The 19972-nt window shown below is 60.9% G+C and carries 9 protein-coding genes, 1 rRNA gene and 1 pseudogene; 5 read left to right on the top strand and 6 right to left on the bottom strand.

The features are described 5' to 3' along the window. Positions 1 to 50: 50 nt before the first annotated feature. The 3 genes and pseudogenes from J0F90_RS01485 to J0F90_RS01475 form a co-directional block, all read right to left on the bottom strand. Positions 51 to 1283: a YncE family protein gene (locus J0F90_RS01485; RefSeq protein WP_016929407.1), complete on the bottom strand. Its 1233-nt coding sequence runs from the start codon at positions 1281 to 1283 to the stop codon at positions 51 to 53. A gap of 47 nt (positions 1284 to 1330) precedes the next feature. Then, positions 1331 to 4240: pseudogene (locus J0F90_RS01480) on the bottom strand (condensation domain-containing protein). A gap of 79 nt (positions 4241 to 4319) precedes the next feature. Next, on the bottom strand, positions 4320 to 6413 hold the full coding sequence (locus J0F90_RS01475; RefSeq protein ID WP_033638948.1) for a TonB-dependent receptor: 2094 nt from the start codon (positions 6411 to 6413) through the stop codon (positions 4320 to 4322). 533 nt (positions 6414 to 6946) lie between these two features. On the opposite strand from J0F90_RS01475, the gene J0F90_RS01470 reads away from it, so the two are divergent. Beyond that, a complete protein-coding gene (locus J0F90_RS01470; RefSeq protein WP_033638949.1) occupies positions 6947 to 8557 on the top strand; it encodes a condensation domain-containing protein in 1611 nt (536 codons plus the stop codon). A gap of 64 nt (positions 8558 to 8621) precedes the next feature. Next, entirely contained in the window at positions 8622 to 11717 is a 3096-nt protein-coding gene (locus J0F90_RS01465) for an amino acid adenylation domain-containing protein (RefSeq protein WP_033638950.1), read from the top strand. Between the two features lie 43 nt (positions 11718 to 11760). Here the strand turns inward: J0F90_RS01465 and J0F90_RS01460 are convergent, their stop codons facing one another. Together J0F90_RS01460 and gltP are read right to left on the bottom strand one after the other, a co-directional pair. Further along, positions 11761 to 13104: a condensation domain-containing protein gene (locus tag J0F90_RS01460; protein ID WP_033638952.1), complete on the bottom strand. Its 1344-nt coding sequence runs from the start codon at positions 13102 to 13104 to the stop codon at positions 11761 to 11763. Between the two features lie 274 nt (positions 13105 to 13378). Further along, positions 13379 to 14695, bottom strand: a complete 1317-nt coding sequence (gltP, locus tag J0F90_RS01455; RefSeq protein WP_016929412.1) for a glutamate/aspartate:proton symporter GltP — start codon at positions 14693 to 14695, stop codon at positions 13379 to 13381. A 901-nt stretch (positions 14696 to 15596) separates the two neighbouring features. Here gltP and acs point away from each other — a divergent pair. The 3 genes from acs to actP all read left to right on the top strand — a co-directional run bounded on the left by acs (position 15597) and on the right by actP (position 19607). Continuing rightward, positions 15597 to 17555 (top strand): acetate--CoA ligase, encoded by a 1959-nt coding sequence (gene acs, locus J0F90_RS01450; RefSeq protein WP_033638955.1) that lies wholly within the window; start codon positions 15597 to 15599, stop codon positions 17553 to 17555. 91 nt (positions 17556 to 17646) lie between these two features. Continuing rightward, on the top strand, positions 17647 to 17958 hold the full coding sequence (locus tag J0F90_RS01445; protein ID WP_004930047.1) for a DUF485 domain-containing protein: 312 nt from the start codon (positions 17647 to 17649) through the stop codon (positions 17956 to 17958). Further along, entirely contained in the window at positions 17955 to 19607 is a 1653-nt protein-coding gene (gene actP, locus J0F90_RS01440) for a cation/acetate symporter ActP (protein WP_004930048.1), read from the top strand. Before J0F90_RS01445 ends, actP begins: the two co-directional genes overlap by 4 nt. A 187-nt stretch (positions 19608 to 19794) precedes the next feature. Here the strand turns inward: actP and rrf are convergent. Then, positions 19795 to 19910, bottom strand: a 5S ribosomal RNA gene (gene rrf, locus J0F90_RS01435). Positions 19911 to 19972 lie beyond the last annotated feature (62 nt).

Below are 19972 nucleotides of genomic sequence, written 5' to 3'. Positions count from 1 at the left end.
GTCCCAACGACAAAGGGCGCCGCGGCGCCCTTTTTTATCTTTATATTCAGCTAGTTGGAATGAAGTTGAATACGCACCACGCTTTCCGGCTTGCCGGCCTTGGTGGAAGCGCCGTCGTTTTTCACCGTCACGAACAGCGCGTCACCTTTCGGATCCAGCGCCAGGCTGTTAGGGTGCGGCGGCAAATCCACGGTCTGCAGACGCTTGAGCGTTTTGGCGTCAAACACCGTCAGCGTCCCGGCGCCGTGATCCACGCGTACCCCTTTGCGGTTGGCGACATACAGCCGCTGGCTGCGCTCGTCGAGCAACAGGCCGATCGGCACCTCATCCGTCAGCTCGCTGGCCAGCACCTTGCCGCTGTCCGCATCCAGCGCAAATACCCGGTGGCCGCTGCTGCGCTTCACGTAGTCGTGCCCCAGATGATGGTTGCGATAGTCGTCGCGATCGATGCCCTGATCGACGCCCAGCAGGCGATTGCCCGCCGGGTCATACACCAGGTTCAGCAGTTGATCGGCCTGCACTTCGTGCGTGGCGGTGATCGCCAACGTGTCGGCGTTCAGGGTGATCACCTGCCCCTGCATGTTGGAAACGAATACCCGACGGCCCTTCTCATCCAGCGTGATGCCCACCGCGTTGTAACCGAAGCCCGGGATCACTTTCTCCAGCTTGCCGGCCTTGGTATCGACCACGTACAGCACGCTGTCGACGCCGAAACCCAGGCCCGGCAGGAACAGACGGCCGCTTTGCGCGTCATACTTGATCTCGCGGAGGCGATACAGGTAGTCCTCGGTGATTTTAAACTTCTTCAGCTCCGCCAACAGGAAATCCAGACGCTTGCCGCTGATGCCCGCCTGCTTGTAAGCCTGCTCCAGCACTGCCTTGTCCAGCAGCTTGATGCTGCCCAGCGCGTGGTTGGTGGTGGTGTCCACCACCCCGACTTCGCCGTTGAAGGCCTGCGTCAGGTACAGGCGATTGCCCGCGTCGTTCAGCGCCACGCCGAAGCCTTTCACCTGCAGCGGGATCTCCGCCTTGATCGCCAGGGTGTTGGGATCCAGCCGCAGCACGCGGGAGCGCGCCTCTTCCTTCCAATCCGGCGCGCTGACGAACAGCGCCTGTTGCGAGGTGCTGTAGGCCATCTCCACCACCGTCGACGACAACGCCTGGCGCTTGATGTCCTGCGGTTTGATGCCGGCATCGTCGGCCTGCGCGGCGCCGGCGACCACCAGAGAGGCCGCCACCAGCAGCGACAGTAACGCGCGCGGGGTTGCTAGGGTTCCAGACATCCTTTTATCTCCTTGAAAATCATGCTTTCGGTTAGAGTGAAACAACGTCATGCCTGCGGCCCGGGCGGCAGCGCCGCCAGAGCGATATCGCCAGCGATGTGCTGCGCAAACTGGGTAAAGACGTGCTGAACGCCGTCGGCGATCAGATTGGCCTGCTCCCGGCTGTAGTGATCCTGGCGGTAGGTCATCATCACCCGCAGGGATTTCGCCCCCGCCAGATCGTCTTCCATCACCTCAAACTGCAGGCCGAGCAACGATTCGGCTTTCTCCGGCTCCACCTGACGGTAGGCGATCGCGCTGCCGTCCTGCAGCCGGAACTCGCCGTTCAGCTTGATGCGGCTGTGGATCTGGATAAACACTTCGAACATGTGGTTCTTGCGGTCGGCGTCCACGCCGAACAGCCCTTCCTCCACCAGATCGATCGGAATGTCAGTGTACGGCAGCGAGCCATTGATGGTGTTTTTCACCTGGCTGACCAATCCGGCCACCGTCAGCCCCTCGTCAAAGCGCACGCGGTGCACCACCACGGTGGTGAAATAGCCGACGGTATCGAAGAACTCGGCGTCGTTACGGCCGGAAGTCGAGGTGCCCACCAGCAGATCCGCCGGGCCGCCCAGCAGGCGCAGCGCCGAGGTAATCCCGGCATACACCACGTTGAACAGCGACGCGTTGTTGCGGCGGGCAAGCTGATACAAGCCTTCCGCCACGGCAGGATCGACCTCGAACTCAAGCCAGCCGCCGTTGACGTCCGCCGGCGCCGGCACCGCCGGGTGGGTGGACGCTTCTTGCCGGAAGATCGGCTGGCCGACCGGCGCGCCGCGCAGCGCATCGAGCCAGTAGTCCAGATGTTGCTGCTGCACTCCCGAGGCCCGCTGTTACCGGGCGAAGGTATGGAACTGCGGCGGCTGCCCGCTCCACTGCGGCGCCTGGCCGACGACGCGATGGCGATAGGCGACGCCCAGCTCATCCATCATCAGATTGAGCGACCATTCATCCAGCACCACATGGTGGAACAGCAACGACAGCAGCTGTTGGCCGTTGTCCGCATCTCGCAGTAGCGTGGCGCGCAGCGGCAGCTCGGCGGCCAGATCGAACCGGTGCTGGCCGGCGTCGGCCAACAGGGCGGCGGCATTACCCGCCGGCGTCTCGTGAGAGAAGCGGAACCACTGATAATCCGGCAGTTCTGCGGCCGGCACCACCACCTGCACCACCTCCCCCTGCTGCTCGACGAAGCGTGAACGCAGCACGGTATGGCGAGTCATGACGTCGATAAACGCCTGGTGCAGCGCCGTTTCGTCCACCGCATCGAAGAAGCGCAGAGAGAACGGCAGGTTGAAAATCTCGTCATGGCCGAAGGCTTCATACACCTTCCACAGCGATTCCTGCGCCAGCGACAGCGGCGCCTGCGCCCCCTCATGATCGTCGGCGGTGGCTAGCGCGGCATTCGGCTGCGCGACGTTCAGGCGTTTGGCGTAGCCCGCCAGCCCGCGCGCCGTCGGATGGCTGAACAAATCGTTAATGTTGATTTCGATCTGATGCAGGCTCAGCAAGCGGCCAATCACCCGGGTAGCGACCAGCGAATGGCCGCCGCGATCGAAGAAGTCTTCATCCAGGGTCATTTCCGGTGCCACCAGCGCCTCACGGAACTCCTGCAATATCAGCGGCGCAACGCTTTCATCCACGTCGCTGTTCGCCGCCGGCGCGGCCATCGCCGGGGAAGCGGATTCAGCCGCCGGCAATGCGACGGTAATTCGCTGCCCGGCCAGGAACGCGCTGAACTGCTCCAGCAGGAAAGGCGCCGCGTGCGGAGACAGGCGCGGGTCGGTGACCAGCTCCAGCGTCAGCGTTTCTGCCTCCGGCAAGCCCAACAGCAGCGCCAGTTCAAACGGCGTATGCAGCGGCGGCAGCAACAGGCGTTCGGCGTGAACGCCTTCCATGCGCCAGTCCGCAGCCAGATCGTCACGCCAGGCCACCAGCAGCTGCGCCCGCTGCGGATCCGGCTGTTCAGCCACGGCCTGCGCCAGCAGCCGCTGCCCGATGTCGCCCTCGCCATGCTGCACGGTCAGGCGCATCAGCGGCGCCGCCGTCAGGCCCAGCTCCAGACCGACGCACTCCGCCGTTTCTGCGGCCGGCACGCACAGCTGCACCGCTTGGCCACCGGCCTGCGCGGCGACGAACTCGGCAAACCGCGCCGCCACCGCCGCCAGCAAGGCCCGCGGTGTGTCGTTGGCGGGCAACAGCGAGCGATCAATGCGTGTGACCACGCGCGCGCCCACCGGCGGCAAGGCTTCAGCACGCTGCGCCGGGCTGCGGTAATCCTGCAGCGAGACCGCCTGGCGCGCCCAGGGCAGCTGTGGCGCCGGGATTTCCGGCAGCTCGACCGGCGCCGCCGCGAAAGACAGGGGCATCGCACCCCCGTTATAACGGGCGGACAGCATCGTCGGCAGATGGCGCCACGGCAGCGCTTCCGCCAGGATGTCATGCAATACCACGCCCAAAATCACGTCATCGGCAGGCGTGAGCAACAGCAGGCAGCGCAGCGGCGCTTCGCTTTCCAGTTCAAATGGCGCCGCCTGCGCTTGCAGCAGGCAACCCATGGCGTGTTGTTCATCCGCCACCTGACGCAGGCTCACCGGCAACGGCGCCGAATCGGCGGCGCGTTTAACCAGACCGTTTTCGTCATCAAAAACGTAACGCACGTTCACGCCCGGCGTTTCCCGCACCAGCGCTTGCAGCGCCGCCGTCAGTTGGGCGATATCCACCTCTCCCGTCAGGCGCCAGGCCATCGCCCGCTGCCCGCGTGCGTCACCCTGCTGCAGATGGGCAAACCATGCCCGTTCTTCGGCTTCGCTTACCGGCCGCTCGCCGTTCGCCGACGGCGCGCCCAGCGCCTGAAACGCGCTCTCCAGCCGCTGGGCCTCTTCATCGCTCAGAATGCTGTCAAAATCACCGATCACTGCGTTATCTCCTCTGCCCGGCCGTGCCGGGATAGCGCATAAAACGGGGGACATTCGTCCCCCCATCATCGCGATAGCGTTAGAAATTCAGCTCAACCGCCGCGCCGACCATGCGCGGGCGCTGCTGCGTCGCGGTGTAGATATCGTTGCCGCCAACCATGATGCGACGCTCGGAGTCGAACAGGTTTTGCGCAAACAGCGTGGCGCGCCCATAGGCGAAGGTGTAGGCCAGCTGGGCGTTAGCCGACCAGTAAGAACCTATACGCCCGCGCGAATCGTTGTCATACGCCGAGTAATAGGAGTCCGAGAACGCCACGTTAGTGCTCACTTCCCACCCTTTCAGGAACTGATATTTGGCGCCCATGTTGGCGGTGTAAGCCGGCGCGCGTCCCAATTCATGCCCTTCCACGCCGCTGCCCGAGAACTTTTTGATCTTGGTTTTCAGCAGGCCAACGTTACCGAACAGCTCGAAGTCCCAACGCGGCTGCCAGGTGGCGCCGATTTCCGCGCCGTAGGTTTCCACCTTGTCGGCGTTGCGGATCACGCTGGAATTTTCACCCAGGTAATAAGGCAGCTGCATGTCTTTGTAATCGTTGTAGAACACGTTGCTGGTCAGCACCACGTTGGCGTCTTTCAGGTGATGGCGGGTGTACAACTCATAGTTCCAGACATACTCGGAACCGTAGGTGTAACTGACGATCGGGCTGCTGAGAGTAATGCCTGCACCGCCAGCGTTATAACCGCGGGCGATCTTGGCACCGTAGGTTTGGGTGTCCGTCGGTTTCCAGGCCACGTCCAGTTTCGGCAGGAACACCGTGTAGGTTTCGTCGAAGTCGATGCGCACCGCCTTGCTGCCGCCATTGCGTTGGCGATGTTCGCGTTCCAAACGGCTGGCGGCAGTCACGTCCACCTGCGGCGTCAGCGCATAGGTCAGCTCAGCGAAGGCCGAGTTAGTGTCGGTTTTATCTTTAAAAGTCGCGCCGCCGAAGATATTGACGAACTCATCCTGCTTGGCGTGGAAATAACGCAGCCCCGCCAGCCCGTGCAGGCGGCTGTCCGCGCCGCCGAAACGTACCACCGGTTCTACGTGCACCTCTTTACCGCCGATGTCGGCGTACGGCAGCTGATAAGCCGTGGCGCGGTTAATGTTGAAATCGGTATAGATAACGCGGTTTTCCAACGCCAGGCCATCGGAGGCCTCCCAGGCCAGATCCCAGATCCCGCTGTTCACATTGCTTTTGAACACCGGCCGACGGATGTCGTGACGCGCACTCGCAGGATGCGGCTGCGGGTTGAGGCTTTCGTTCTGCGGTGCGGTGCTGCCAAAGTGGTTAAAGGTCAGCTTGGTGGTCAGATCGCGCAAACCGGCCGGGTTGAACAGCAGCTTGGCGCGGGCGGTGGTGGCCTCCACTTCACGCGGATCGCCCACCGGTTCATAGGCCGGCAGGTCAGCATCGCTGCGGCGACGCTGGCGATCGACGCTGACACGGAACGCCAACTGGTCTTCCACCAGCGGGCCGGACGCCATGGCGGCTAGTTGAGAGGAGTGCTGATTGCCGGCCCCGCCCTTGAAGGCGCTTTCCCATTCGAAGGTCGGGTCTTTACTGGCCATGACGATGGCGCCGGCGATGGCGTTGCGCCCCTGAATGTAACTTTGCGGGCCGCGGAACACTTCAACGCGATCCAGATCCCACAACGATTGCGGTCCGTAGGCTTGTTCGTTATAGGTCAGCGAACGGCCGTCCAACGACAGATTGAGGCGCGGCCTGGTGCCGCTGAGGAAAGCGCCGGCACCGGTGGTCGGGCCGGAGCCGTCAACGCCACGCACGGTTGGCAGATCGTTGCCGATGCCGACATCCACCACGTTGGGGGTCATGCGCAGCAAATCGGGAACCTGTGTCGCATTAGGCATAGAGGAGATGCGGTTGCTGTCGAACACTTCGACGCTGGAGCCGGTGTCGAAAATGGAACGTTTGACCTTCTCACCGGTAACCAGCAGCGTTTCCGCGTCCTGGTAGGTTTCGTTGCTCTTGGTTTCCGCCGCGTTGACGTTACCGATCGCCAGTGAACAAACCCCTAAAAATACGGAGGAAAACGCCCCAATGGCTTTCAACCCCGCTTTTTCCCCGTTTCCTACGCTTTCATGCCGTTGAGCCGCAAAATGCTTGCCCATAGATGTCTTCTCCTTTCATCCCAGAGGTGCACAAAATTTGATTTTTTTACACAACCTACATCGACACTCACACAGACCATGACGCTGCGGCCTTCCCGGCCTTGCTGTTGCTTATCCCTGCGGCGAACCCATGTCTTTTGCGGCCGAACGGGCGCGGCCCCGTCCACAGCCAAGCCGCCGGCGAAGCGGCCGGCAGCTTGTATAAAAACGTAAAATAGTGTTAATAATGATAATATTTTGCATTTTTTAATGCAAATCATTATCAATAAAGGTGTGAGGCCGGGCGTGTTCACCGCCAGAAACCCTTATATTTTTGCAGGAAAAACAAGCGCTGCAATAACAAGCAATCATTTCAATGCTAAGAATAATATAGATAAATTATTCACACCCAACGCCCTGCCTGCCCGGCATCGCTAAAACCCCTTATAGATAGCACCTCTGCGCCAAATTAATCAAATAATAATAATTTTCATTCCTATTAACATTTGGATATATTCTTGCAGTCTCGTTGGCTGAATCAAAATGGATACCCGATGAAAGCTTTGACCACGATGCAGGCCGCCTATTGGGTAGGCCGACAGTCCGCTCCTCCTCTCGGCGGCATGGCCGCCCACCTGTATGCGGAATTCGACAGCGGCGAGCTGAACATCGCTCGGCTGCGCCAGGCCGTCGAGGCGCTGTATCTGCGCCATCCGCTGTTACGCCTGCGCATTACCGACGATGGCAGGCAGACGATCGCACCTCCCGGCCCCCGGCATACTTTGCATCTCGACGACTGGCGACATGCCGATGAAGCGACGCTGGCGGCCGCGCTCGCCGCCAAGCGCCAGGCGAAAAGCACCCAGTTGCTGCCGCTGGAACAGGGCGTTCCCTGCGATATCAGCCTGAGCCTGTTGCCGGCGGGACGCAGCCGCCTGCATGTCGATCTCGACATGATCGCCGGCGATGCCATGAGCTTTCGCCTGTTGATGGAAGATCTGACGGCGTTTTATCACCAGTGCCCGCCGGCCCCAGCCCATGACGCGCCGCCGGCCTACTTCGACCACCTCGAACGACGCGACGCCGACGCGGCGCTGCGCCAACGGCGCGAACGCGGCCAGCGTTGGTGGCGTGAACGCCTGGCGCAGATGCCGCCGGCGCCGCGCCTGCTGCGCACGCCGGACCGCTGCCGCAGCGATCGTTTGGCCATACAGTTGAATGCAGAAGAAAGCCGCGCGCTGGAAAACGTCGCGAAACGGCATCACACCTCCCTCTCGACGCTGTTTCTGGCGCTGTTCGCGCTGGCCGTCGGCCAGGGTTGGAACATGACACGCTTCCGGCTCAACGTGCCGCTGTTCCACCGCGAGAGCGAACGGGAAGACGCACATCGCCTCATCGGCGATTTCTCTAACCTGGTGCTGCTCGGCGTGGAACTGAACCCGACGGAAAACCTGAACGCCTTCTGCCGGCGCCTGATGACGCAGCTGGGGGAGCTGATCGAGCATGCGGATTACCCCGGCGTCAGCGTGATGCGCGATCTGTCGCGCCTGCACGGCAGCCTGCAACCTTCGCCGGTGGTGTTTACCGCCGGTTTCGGCATCCGCGGCAAAACGCTGTTTTCCGAACGGGTCACCGACACCTTCGGCCGTCTCGGCTGGGTGATCTCTCAGGGGCCGCAGGTGGCGCTGGATGCGCAGGTCGCCCATGTCGACGACGGTATTCTGATCAACTGGGACGTGCGGCTGGACGCGTTCCCCGAGCAGGTGCTGCCGCGCCTGCTGGCCTGTTACCGGGCGCTGCTGCACCTGGCCGCGCGGCAAGCGGGGGCGTTCGATCGCCCGCTGTCGCAGCTGCTGGCGCAATGCACGCCCGACGCGCTGGCGCAGCAGGCGCCGGTGCGCCAGGTGCTGCACCGGCTGCTGGCGCGGGTGGCTCCCGAGGCCGACTTGCGCGACCACGACGATATCCGCCGGTTGGCCTTGCCGGATGCCGGGGTGAACGCGCTGCTGACAGTGCTCAACAAGTATCTGGCGGCGGCGCTGACGGCGCAGGATCTGACGGCGCATCCCTCCCCGGCTGCGCTGGCGGCGTTGATCTGCCAACGGTCGCCCGAGGCAGGAAAGCATGCGAAAACGCTGCTCGCCGCGCTGGCGCCGCAGCACTGAGATCGGTTTCCGGGCGCACGGCGCCCGGCTCGTTTTAATCGGTTAGCGACTATAGGGAAGTACCATGGAGACACCATTAACCGCACTGCAGCAGGCCTACCTTCTGGGCCGCAGCGATCGATGGCCGCTCGGCGGCGTGGCGATGCACGACTTTCGCGAATACCGCACCCGGCAGCGGGATGTACCGCGCCTTGAAGCGCGCCTGGCCGAGCTGGTACAGCACTACCCGGCGTTGCGCACCTGCATCGATGTGCAGCGCGCCACGCAGCACGTACGCCCAGAGGTGACGCTGCATCTGGATCGCCACGATCTGCGCTCCCTTGATGGCGAAGCGGCGCAGCGCCAGACTGAACAGCTGCGCGATCGCTACTCCCACCAGCGCCACGATCCGAGCCAGCCACTGTGGCGCATCGCCGTGATCCAACTTGCCGAACAGCAGGATCCGACGGGATCGCCGTACGATACGCTGATCTTCACCAGCTTCGATGCCTTGATCCTCGACGGCCAAGGGATCTCCACCGTGATCGCGCGCCTGTTCGACGATCGCCCTCTGGCGCCGACCGCCGCCGCACTGCCGCCCCCCGCCGCATCGGCGGCGCAGCGCCAGGCCGATGCCGCCTACTGGCGTGAAAAACTGCAGGATGTCACCACGCCGTCGGCACTGCCGTGGCGCGCCCCGCTCGCCAATCTCACCTCATCACGCTATCGCCGCGCCACCTTGACGCTACCGCGCGATACGGTAAAACAGCTTGGCCGCCTGGGATCGCCGCATGCGCTGCTGCGCAACAGCCTGCTGTCGGCGCTGATCCTCGATACGCTGGCCCACTGGACCACCGATGGCGAGCTGTGCGTCGGGGTGCCGGTGGCGTTCCCCGCCGCCGACGGCGCCCTGGGCAACGCCTCCAGCTTCGTGGCGGTGCGCTATTCCCGCCACGGCGAAGATTTTATTCAGCGCGCGCAAGCCCTGCAGGACGACGTACTCGGCGCGCTCGACCACCTGGCATTTTCCGGCGTCGATCTGGCGCGGCAGTTGCTCGGCCAAAGCCAGGGCGGCCCGGCGCTGCCGGTGATCCTGACCAACTGCCTGGGTTGGGAAACGCTGCCGGCCGAGGCGCCGGTGCGCTTCCACGACGGCCTGACCCAAACGCCGCAGGTCGCCATCGACATTCGCCTGACGCTGGACAGCGAAAAAAATCTGCAGCTGTGCGTGGACTACGCCGAACAGGCGCTGCACGGCGAGCAGGTAGAAGCCATGCTGGCCGCGTTGCAGCGACGCATCCTGCACAGTTGCCAACGGGCCGACCTGGCGATCGCGCCGCGGGACTTCATCGATCTGGCGCATTACCGCCACAACGACAGCGAAGCGAATTACGCGCCTTACCCTTATCTGGCGCAGCTGGCCGAGCGGCTGTTTGGCGCGCAAAACGGCGGCAATGCGCTGATCTGCGGCGAGCAGACGCTGACCTACCGCGAACTGGGCCAGCGGATCGCCACGGCAATCGCCAACCTGCAGAGCCGCGGCGTGCAGCCGGGCAACGTGGTGGCGCTGTATCTGCCGCGCAGCCCGGAACTGGTCATCTTCAGCCTCGCCTGCGCCCTGCAGGGGGTGATCTGGGTGCCTGTCGACATCAACTCGCCGCCGGAGCGCACCGCCTACCTGCTGGAGAACTGCCGGCCGACGTTGGTGGTGCACGGCGGCGATCTGGAGACGCCGATCGGCGTGACGCCGGCGCCCCTGCTGACGCCGACGGATCGCACGCCTGCGCTGCCGGATGAACAGACGCTGGTGGAACGCAGCGCCAGCCTGGCCGCAAGCTACTATCTGTATACCTCCGGCACCACCGGCAAGCCCAAATGCGTGGTGCTCAACAACCGCGCCACCGCCAACGTTATCCACCAGACCCAGGTGCGCTGGGCGGTTACCGCTGACGACGTCTTCATTTCCGTCACGCCGCCGCACCATGACATGTCGATGTTCGATCTATTCGGTTCGCTGTGCGCCGGCGCCACGCTGGTGCTGCCGGCGTCGCATCAGGAAAAGGACGCCATCAGTTGGAACCAATTGGTGGAGAAACATCGGGTCAGTCTGTGGTGTTCGGTGCCGGCCATTCTGGAGATGCTGCTCACCTGTAAAACGGCCGACAGCCTGCGCTCCCTGCGCCTGGTGGCGCAGGGCGGCGACTACATCAAGCCGGCGACGGTGCAAACCCTGCGTACCCTGCGCCCGGATCTCGCGCTGTTCTCACTCGGCGGGCCGACCGAAACCACCATTTGGAGCATCTGGCACCCGATCGCCCCACAGGAGAGCGGCACCGTGCCTTACGGCCGCCCGCTGCCGGCTAACCGCTACTTCATCTGCCATGACGACGGCAGCCACTGCCCGGCGGGCGTGGTCGGCCGCATTCACACCGCCGGGGTCAACCTGGCGTTAGGCTATCTGGAACAGGGGGAACTGAAGCAGCACGATTTCGTCACCCTCGAAGGGCCGGACGGGCAATCGCTGCGCGCTTTCCGCACCGGCGACCAGGGCTATTACCGTGCGGACGGCAACATCATGTTCGCCACCCGAGTGAACGGCTATGTGAAGATCCGCGGCGTGCGCGTCTCGCTGCCGGAAATCGAAGACGTGCTGCGCCGCCATCCGGCGATCCTGGATATGGTGGTGGTGGATTATCCCAGCGGAGAGAACAACGAGGCGGCGCTCGGCGCCCTGTATCTGACCCGCGACGGCAAACCGCTGCCGCTGTCCGAGATCCGCGCCTTCGCCACCGGCTATCTGCCCTGTACCCATATTCCCACGCGCTTTATCCATGCCGAGGCGCTGCCGCTGTCCGCCAACGGTAAAACCGACCGCCATCGCATCCGCGCCGACCTGAGCCACCAGCAAACCGCGCCGGCGTTGAACGCCTGCGCGGCCCCGCCGCCGAACGCGCCGCTGGCGCGCAGCGCCGAGATCCTGGCCATTTACTGGCAGGAAATTGGCGTAACGCCGCGCCCGGAATGGGGGGAAGAGACGGCGTTTATCGCCATGGGGCTGAAGCTGCCGCATATCAAACAGGTGGCGGCACGCCTCAATGACGCTTTCGGCACCCGTCTGGTAAGCAGTTCGCTCTTGCCGTGCAAGAACGCGCGCGAAGTGGCGGCGTTGCTGGCCAGCTGAAGCCATACCACTCGGGCGGGAGCATCCTCCCGCCCGCACTTTCTCAGGCGGGCAACGCCGTCAGGGCCGCCAGCGGTTGCTCCCAGGCTTCCCGCTGCAGCGCACGCAACAGAAATTCTTGCAGCGCCTCGCCATAGTCCAGCGCATCCTCCGTCGGAAACTGCTCCAGATAGATATCGATATCCACCTGCAGATCGCGAGCGTCGGTGCGGCCGCGATAAGTCAGGTTGAAACCGTCGCCCGAGCCGCCGGCCAATACGCTGCGCGTACCGCTGCAGCCGGTAAAACGGGGCGTATCGAAGGGCTGCACGTTGATGAAAGGGGAAATAAAGAAGCGCGAGTCCGGATCCACGCCGCGATCGGCGGCCAGTTGGCGCAGGCGGTAGCCGCCGTGGCTGCGCAGCTCGCGCAGCTGCTGCGTCAGCGTGGTGAGAAAGCTCCCCAGCGTCTCCGCTTGCGGCGGTGACACCAGCAGCGGCAGAGTGTTGACCGCCAGCGAAGGCACGTTGGTGGCGGCCTGTCCACGACGATTCAGCGCCGGCATCCACATCGGCAGCGTATCGCCTTGCCGGGTACAGCGCGGCATCACCTGAAACAGCCAAGCCGCCGACAGCGCCACCAGCAAGTCGGGCCAATTGATGCCGCTGCGCTCCGCCAACTGCGCCAGACAGTGCGACACCGCCGCCGGCAGCCGGTAGTGGGCGCTCAAACGCCGTACGCCATAGGCCTCACCGCCCTTGCGCACCGTCGGCAGCGCCTGCGACGGCGGCAGATAGGTCTGCCAAAAGCGCCGATCGCGCTCGCATCGCTCAGAATCAGCGTAGGCCAGTTCAGCCTGTTGAAAGGCGTCAAAGGCACCCAGGGGCATACCCGCGCTGCCCTCACCCAGATAGTGCGCGTATAACGCGGCGCAGCGGTGTTCGATCAGGGCCATGCCGAAGCCATCAACCAGAATATGGTGCGCACGCACGTACCAGAGGTAGCGCTCCGGCCCCAGTTTGAGCAGCCAGGCTGCGGCTAGCGGCTCGCTGTGCAGCGCCCGGCGCTGCGCGATATCTTCGCGCATCAGGCTTTGCGCCGCCTGCCAGGGATCGCCGTGCGTTTGCAGATCGATGCGTTGCAATGGCGGTGTACGCTGTGGATCGTAACGTAACAACGGGGGAGAGTCGCCATGCCGCTCACCAAAGCGCAAGGCAAACGCCTGCGTCTCGGCGAGAGTGGTGACGATCGCCCGGCAGAGCGTCTCTTCCTCTACCGCGCCACACAGTTCGATGCAATGTGCGACGGTGGACAGAGTCCGCCCAGGGTGCAAGGTGTGTTCTTCCCAGAAATCAAGCTGCGCTGGCGCCAGCGGCAACCATCCAGAGGCCAAAGCGGTGTCCGACATGTTACCTACCTTTGATAAGCCCGAATAAAGACGCCGAACGGGCGTAACCCCACCGTTCAACGACTTTGCGTGTCTCCATACATCATCAAATGAAAATGATAATAACATCTATTATCATTTCTATTAATTTGGTAACACTTTAGATTCTGTTAAGCGGGGATGCAAGTCGCGCAGTAAGGCAGAGAAAAGAAAGTGGCAGGTTGAAGAGCCATAAAAAACAAAACGCCCCGGCACAACTGCCTGGGGCGTTTTCAACGTCGGCGATACTCGGTGATTAGGCCTGGTTGGCCGGCTTCACCTTCTGCGCCAGGAACTCCGTTTCGTAGGCCAGCGCCTTCTTGCGATCGAACTGGTGCTCCCACTTGGCGATCACCAGTACCGCCAGCGCGTTGCCCACCACGTTCAGCGCGGTGCGCGCCATATCCAGGATACGGTCCACGCCGGCGATGAACGCCAGGCCTTCCAGCGGAATGCCGACGCTGCCCAGAGTGGCCAGCAACACCACGAACGAGACGCCCGGCACGCCGGCGATCCCTTTCGAGGTCACCATCAGCGTCAGCACCAGCACGATCTCCTGCCCCAACGACAGCTCGATGCCGTACAACTGGGCGATAAAGATGGCGGCAATGCTCTGGTACAGCGTCGAGCCATCCAGGTTAAAGGAGTAACCTGTCGGCACCACGAAGCTGGTGATCGACTTGGGCGCGCCGTAAGCCTCCATCTTTTCGATGATGCGCGGCAGCACCGTTTCCGAGCTAGCGGTGGAATAAGCCAGGATCAGTTCGTCTTTCAGGATGCGGATCAGCGTCCAGATGCGCAGGTTGCACAGCCGGGCGACCGCCCCCAGCACCACCAGGGCGAAGAACGCGATGGCGAAGTACACCAGCACCACCAGCTTGGCCAGCGGCAGCAGCGAAGCGAAACCGAAGTTGGCTACCGTGACCGCAATCAGGCCAAACACCCCGATCGGCGCATAACGCATGATCATGTGGGTGACTTTGAACATGCTCTCGGACACCGCCTTGAACACCTTCAGCAGCGGCTCTTTGGTCTCTTTCGGCAACGACGACAGCCCCAGGCCGAACAGCACCGAGAAGAAGATAATCGGCAGCATGTCGCCCTTGGCCATCGACGAGAAGACGTTCGATGGGATCAGCGACAGAATGGTCGCCACCAGACTGTGCGAACCGCTTTGCACCTGTTCGGTGGTTTTCTCATACTGCGAAATGTCCACCGTGGTCAGCGTCGACATATCAATGCCGTGGCCAGGTTGGAATACGTTGGCCAACGTCAGCCCCACCACGATGGCGATCGTGGTGATCACTTCGAAGTAAATAATGGTTTTCAATCCGATGCGGCCCAGCTTTTTCGCATCCCCCACGCCGGCAATACCGACGATCAGCGTGGAAATAACGATCGGCACCACAATCATCTTGATCAGACGAATAAAGATATCACCCGCCGGGCTGAGAATATTACTGACCAGCCACTCACGAGATTCGGTCTGGTTGTGCAATACCGCGCCAACAATAATACCCAGTACCAACGCGATCAGGATTTGCCAAGCCAGGCTAATTTTTACACTTTTCATACCCAAAAAGTCCTCAAAGACTCTTTTCGCCGTACAAAGTCGCAACACGACGAAAAGAATACTTAATCATTTATTACAGGCTTATGTTAATTCAGCGGAAGCGTTCACCTGCCCTGGGTGAAACGCAGTATAAATCTGTATCATCCGGGCGGCATGCTCTGCAAGCCTTGATTTGTCAGGGTTGAGCGCTGAATCGAATCACAAAAAATTCGCGTAACTATTTCAAACGGCATAATTGGTTGTTATTAAAAACATAATTTTTCATACAATGAAGTACATAACCGCACCGACGACGATTTTTTGAACGCTATTAAAATGCGTTATTTTTCGCTCATTCTGCATATTTAATCCGCATGATATGTTTATATTTTGTTACTCAAAAGTCAAACAAATGAGAATTGACCGAGTGACAATTTCACCCATAAATGCAGTGCCACTTTATATTTCGATTAAAAAAAGAACGATATCGCAGGGCGCATACCATAGGGCATTACCCGAGCTTTCATCAGGAATTAAAGGTTAATAAAACGTTATTTCACGCTGTGCAGTCCATCGTTATATCGTGCTAATGCCAACTTAGAATATTAATAGCGAAAAATAATCCAAAAAGATTTATAGCGAGAAATAATGGCTGCCCTGATCGTATCTATTAATTTCTCGGCAGTTGAGCCCGTTTTGGTTTATTCTTTTTTGTTCTTTATATAAGTGTTTTTGGTTAAAAACGTGGGTTTATGAGGATTTAAGCGCCAAAGAGATAGATACGCCCTGCAAATGCGACAGAATGATTACAAATCAATATCTTTGTTGCGTGATCTGCCGCGCAAAAAAGAAACAAAGAATCATAGCAAACTATACTTAACCTTCAGTTGACATATCATTAACAACTTCAAGGAGAAAAGCTATGAGCCAACTGCATAAACACGCTATTCCTTCTGCAATTGCAGAACGCGCCCTGATTAATCCGGCACAATACCAAGAGTATTATCAACAGTCGGTTCAAGACCCAGAGGCTTTCTGGGGTGAGCATGGCAAAATCCTGGATTGGATCAAACCCTATACCAAAGTTAAAAACACCTCGTTCGATCCGGGCCACGTCAGCATTCGCTGGTTTGAAGACGGCACGTTGAACCTGGCGGCCAACTGCCTGGACCGCCATCTGGCCGAGCGCGGTGACCAGACCGCCATTATCTGGGAAGGCGATGACCCGACCCAATCCAAAAAGGTAACTTACAAACAGCTGCATCACGATGTCTGCCAATTCGCCAACGTGCTGAAACAGCTCGGCGTTAAAAAAGGCGACGTGGTGGCCATCTATATGCCGATGGTGCCGGAAGCGGCGGTCGCGATGCTGGCCTGCGCGCGCATCGGCGCCGTACATTCGGTGATCTTCGGCGGCTTCTCGCCGGAAGCCGTCGCCGGGCGCATTATCGACTCCAACGCCAAACTGGTGATCACCGCCGATGAAGGCCTGCGCGCCGGCCGCGCCGTGCCGCTGAAAAAGAACGTCGACGATGCGCTGAAAAATCCCGGCGTGGTCAGCGTGGCCAACGTGGTGGTATTCAAACGCACCGGTAAACCGGGCTACTGGCAGGAAGGGCGCGATCTGTGGTGGCATGAGCTGACCCAGGGCGTCTCCGCAGACTGCCCGCCGGAAGAAGTGAACGCCGAAGATCCGCTGTTCATCCTGTACACCTCCGGTTCGACCGGCAAGCCGAAAGGCGTGCTGCACACCACCGGCGGCTACCTGGTCTACGCCGCGATGACCTTTAAGTATGTGTTCGACTACCACGACGGCGACATTTACTGGTGCACCGCCGACGTGGGCTGGGTCACCGGCCACAGCTATCTGCTGTACGGCCCGCTGGCCTGCGGCGCCACCACGCTGATGTTCGAAGGCGTGCCTAACTATCCGGGCGTCAATCGCCTGTCGCAGGTGATCGACAAACACCAGGTCAACATTCTGTATACCGCGCCGACCGCCATTCGCGCGTTGATGGCCGAAGGCGACAAGGCGATCGAAGGCACCCGACGCGATTCGCTGCGCATCATGGGCTCGGTCGGCGAACCGATCAACCCGGAAGCCTGGGAGTGGTATTACAACAAGATCGGCAACGCAAGATGCCCGATCGTCGACACCTGGTGGCAAACCGAAACCGGCGGCTTCATGATTACCCCGCTGCCGGGCGCCACTGAGCTGAAGGCCGGTTCCGCCACGCGGCCGTTCTTTGGCGTACAGCCGGCGCTGGTCGATAACGTCGGCACGCCGCAGGAAGGCGCCTGCGAAGGCAACCTGGTGATCGTCGATTCCTGGCCGGGCCAGGCGCGCACCCTGTTCGGCGATCATGATCGCTTCGAGCAAACTTACTTCTCGACCTTCAAAGGCATGTACTTCAGCGGTGACGGCGCCCGCCGCGACGAGGACGGTTACTACTGGATCACCGGCCGCGTCGACGACGTGCTGAACGTCTCCGGCCACCGTCTGGGCACCGCCGAGATCGAGTCCGCGCTGGTATCGCACCCGAAAATCGCCGAAGCGGCGGTGGTCGGCATTCCTCACAACATCAAAGGCCAGGCGATCTACGCCTATATCACGCTGAACCACGGCGAAGAACCGACGCCGGAGCTCTATACCGAAGTGCGCAACTGGGTGCGCAAAGAGATAGGGCCGATCGCTACGCCGGATGTGTTGCACTGGACAGATTCGCTGCCCAAAACGCGCTCCGGCAAGATCATGCGGCGTATCCTGCGCAAAATTGCCGCCGGCGACACCAGCAACCTGGGGGATACCTCCACGCTGGCGGATCCGGCCGTAGTCGACAAGCTGTTGGAAGAAAAACAATCAATGAAAGTACCGTCATAATTTACGCCGCTTCAGGCCGCTCATTCGGATAACGCGCCGTTGAGCGGCCCTGGCGCGGCGTACTCTCTCAATACCGACTGGAGACACTCTGATGAATGACACCATTTATCAAGGGATTGAAGAAAACCCGCGCTTTAAAGAGCTGGTGAGAAAACGCGGCCGGTTCGCCTGGCTGCTTTCGCTGATTACGCTGGCGCTGTACGTCGGCTTCATTTTGTTGATCGCCTTCGATCCCCAATGGCTCGGCACGCCGATCGCCGCCGGATCGACCATCACCCGTGGGATCCCGGTCGGCGTCGGGCTGATCGTGATCTCTTTCGTCTTGACCGGGATCTACGTGTTTCGCGCCAACGGCGAATTCGATCGCCTCACCGCAGAGATTCTGCGCGAGGTGAAACAATGAAGCGCTTATTGTCCGCCGCCGCGCTGCTGTTGCTGCCGGGCCTGGCCTGCGCCGACGCCATTGGCGGCGAGGTGCATCGTCAGCCGCTGAACATCCAGGCGATCGTGATGTTTATCCTGTTTGTCGGCGCTACGCTCTACATCACCTATTGGGCGTCCAAACGCACCCGTTCCCGTCAGGACTACTACACTGCGGGCGGGCGCATCACCGGTCTGCAAAACGGGCTGGCGATCGCCGGCGACTTCATGTCCGCCGCCTCGTTCCTCGGCATCTCCGCACTGGTCTATACCTCGGGCTATGACGGCCTGATCTACTCCATCGGCTTCCTCATCGGCTGGCCGATCATTCTGTTCCTGATCGCGGAACGCCTGCGCAATCTCGGCCGCTATACCTTCGCCGATGTCGCCTCTTACCGTCTGCAGCAGAAACCGATCCGCACCCTCTCGGCCTGCGGCTCGTTGGTGGTGGTGGCGTTGTATCTGATCGCGCAGATGGTCGGCGCCGGCAAACTGATCCAGCTGCTGTTCGGGCTCAACTACCATGTGGCGGTGATCCTGGTCGGTATCCTGATGGTGCTGTACGTGCTGTTCGGCGGCATGCTGGCCACCACCTGGGTGCAGATCATCAAAGCGGTGCTGCTGCTGGCCGGCGCCAGCTTTATGGCGCTGATGGTGATGAAGTCGGTTAACTTCGACTTCAATACCCTGTTCGCCGAAGCGGTGAAGGTGCACCCGAAAGGCATCGCCATCATGAGCCCCGGCGGGCTGGTCTCCGATCCGATTTCCGCGCTGTCGCTTGGCCTGGCGCTGATGTTCGGCACCGCCGGTCTGCCGCACATCCTGATGCGTTTCTTCACCGTGAGTGACGCCAAGGAAGCGCGCAAGAGTGTGTTCTACGCCACCGGCTTTATCGGTTACTTCTATATTCTGACCTTTATCATCGGCTTCGGCGCCATCTTGCTGGTCAGCGCCAATCCGGCGTTCAAAGACGCCACCGGCGCGCTGCTGGGCGGCACCAACATGGCGGCGGTGCATCTGGCCAATGCCGTTGGCGGCAACTTCTTCCTCGGCTTTATCTCGGCGGTGGCGTTCGCCACCATTCTGGCAGTCGTCGCAGGCCTGACGCTGGCCGGCGCCTCGGCCGTGTCCCATGACCTGTACGCCAGCGTGATTAAAAACGGCAAGGCGACTGAGCGCGATGAACTGAAGGTCTCCAAGATCACCGTCGTGGTATTGGGGCTGGTCGCCATTGCCCTGGGGATTTTGTTCGAGAAGCAGAATATCGCCTTTATGGTCGGACTGGCCTTCTCCATCGCCGCCAGCTGTAACTTCCCTATCATCATCCTGTCGATGTACTGGTCGCGTTTGACGACCCGCGGCGCGATGATTGGCGGCTGGCTGGGTCTGTTAACGGCGGTGATTCTGATGATCCTCGGCCCGACAATCTGGGTGCAGATCCTCGGCCATGAAAAACCGATTTATCCGTATGAATATCCGGCGCTGTTCTCGATGATCGTGGCCTTTGTCGGCACCTGGCTGTTCTCGATCACCGACAGCTCGCTGGCCGGACAGCAGGAGCGGGAACGCTTCCGGGCCCAGTTTGTCCGTTCGCAAACCGGGCTGGGCATCTCTCAGGGCAGCTCGCATTGATCGAATAATAAGTGAAAAAAGCAAACACACCCTAATCAAAGGCCCTTCGGGGCCTTTTCTCTTTCTCTGGCTCGCTGGCGGAGAATAAGGAGGAGGGGAAAACCGCGCAGCGTAGCTGCGCTTTTTTGCGTTTTACGCATAGCAAAAAGCCCTGAACGTCAGTTCAGGGCTTTCGGCTTTGTTTGATGCCTGGCAGTGTCCTACTCTCGCATGGGGAGACCCCACACTACCATCGGCGCTACGGCGTTTCACTTCTGAGTTCGGCATGGGGTCAGGTGGGACCACCGCGCTATTGCCGCCAGGCAAATTCGTTTCATTCCAACCGCTTCACTTCCGTCAAGCCATCAGAACCAATCTCGGAACTT

The sequence above is a fragment of the Serratia marcescens subsp. marcescens ATCC 13880 genome, assembly GCF_017299535.1.
In the GTDB taxonomy this organism is placed as follows: Bacteria; Pseudomonadota; Gammaproteobacteria; order Enterobacterales; family Enterobacteriaceae; genus Serratia; species Serratia marcescens.
Note: the sequence above shows the minus strand (reverse complement) of the source record. Positions and strands in the feature narration are given on the sequence as shown.

Excerpts from the sequence above, each read along its gene's own strand:
- actP (WP_004930048.1), top strand. The coding sequence starts at position 17,955 with ATGAAGCGCTTATTGTCCGCCGCCGCGCTGCTGTTGCTGCCGGGCCTG.
- gltP (WP_016929412.1), bottom strand. The coding sequence starts at position 14,695 with ATGAAAAGTGTAAAAATTAGCCTGGCTTGGCAAATCCTGATCGCGTTG.
- J0F90_RS01460 (WP_033638952.1), bottom strand. The coding sequence starts at position 13,104 with ATGTCGGACACCGCTTTGGCCTCTGGATGGTTGCCGCTGGCGCCAGCG.
- J0F90_RS01465 (WP_033638950.1), top strand. The coding sequence starts at position 8,622 with ATGGAGACACCATTAACCGCACTGCAGCAGGCCTACCTTCTGGGCCGC.
- J0F90_RS01475 (WP_033638948.1), bottom strand. The coding sequence starts at position 6,413 with ATGGGCAAGCATTTTGCGGCTCAACGGCATGAAAGCGTAGGAAACGGG.
- acs (WP_033638955.1), top strand. The coding sequence starts at position 15,597 with ATGAGCCAACTGCATAAACACGCTATTCCTTCTGCAATTGCAGAACGC.
- J0F90_RS01470 (WP_033638949.1), top strand. The coding sequence starts at position 6,947 with ATGAAAGCTTTGACCACGATGCAGGCCGCCTATTGGGTAGGCCGACAG.
- J0F90_RS01485 (WP_016929407.1), bottom strand. The coding sequence starts at position 1,283 with ATGTCTGGAACCCTAGCAACCCCGCGCGCGTTACTGTCGCTGCTGGTG.
- J0F90_RS01445 (WP_004930047.1), top strand. The coding sequence starts at position 17,647 with ATGAATGACACCATTTATCAAGGGATTGAAGAAAACCCGCGCTTTAAA.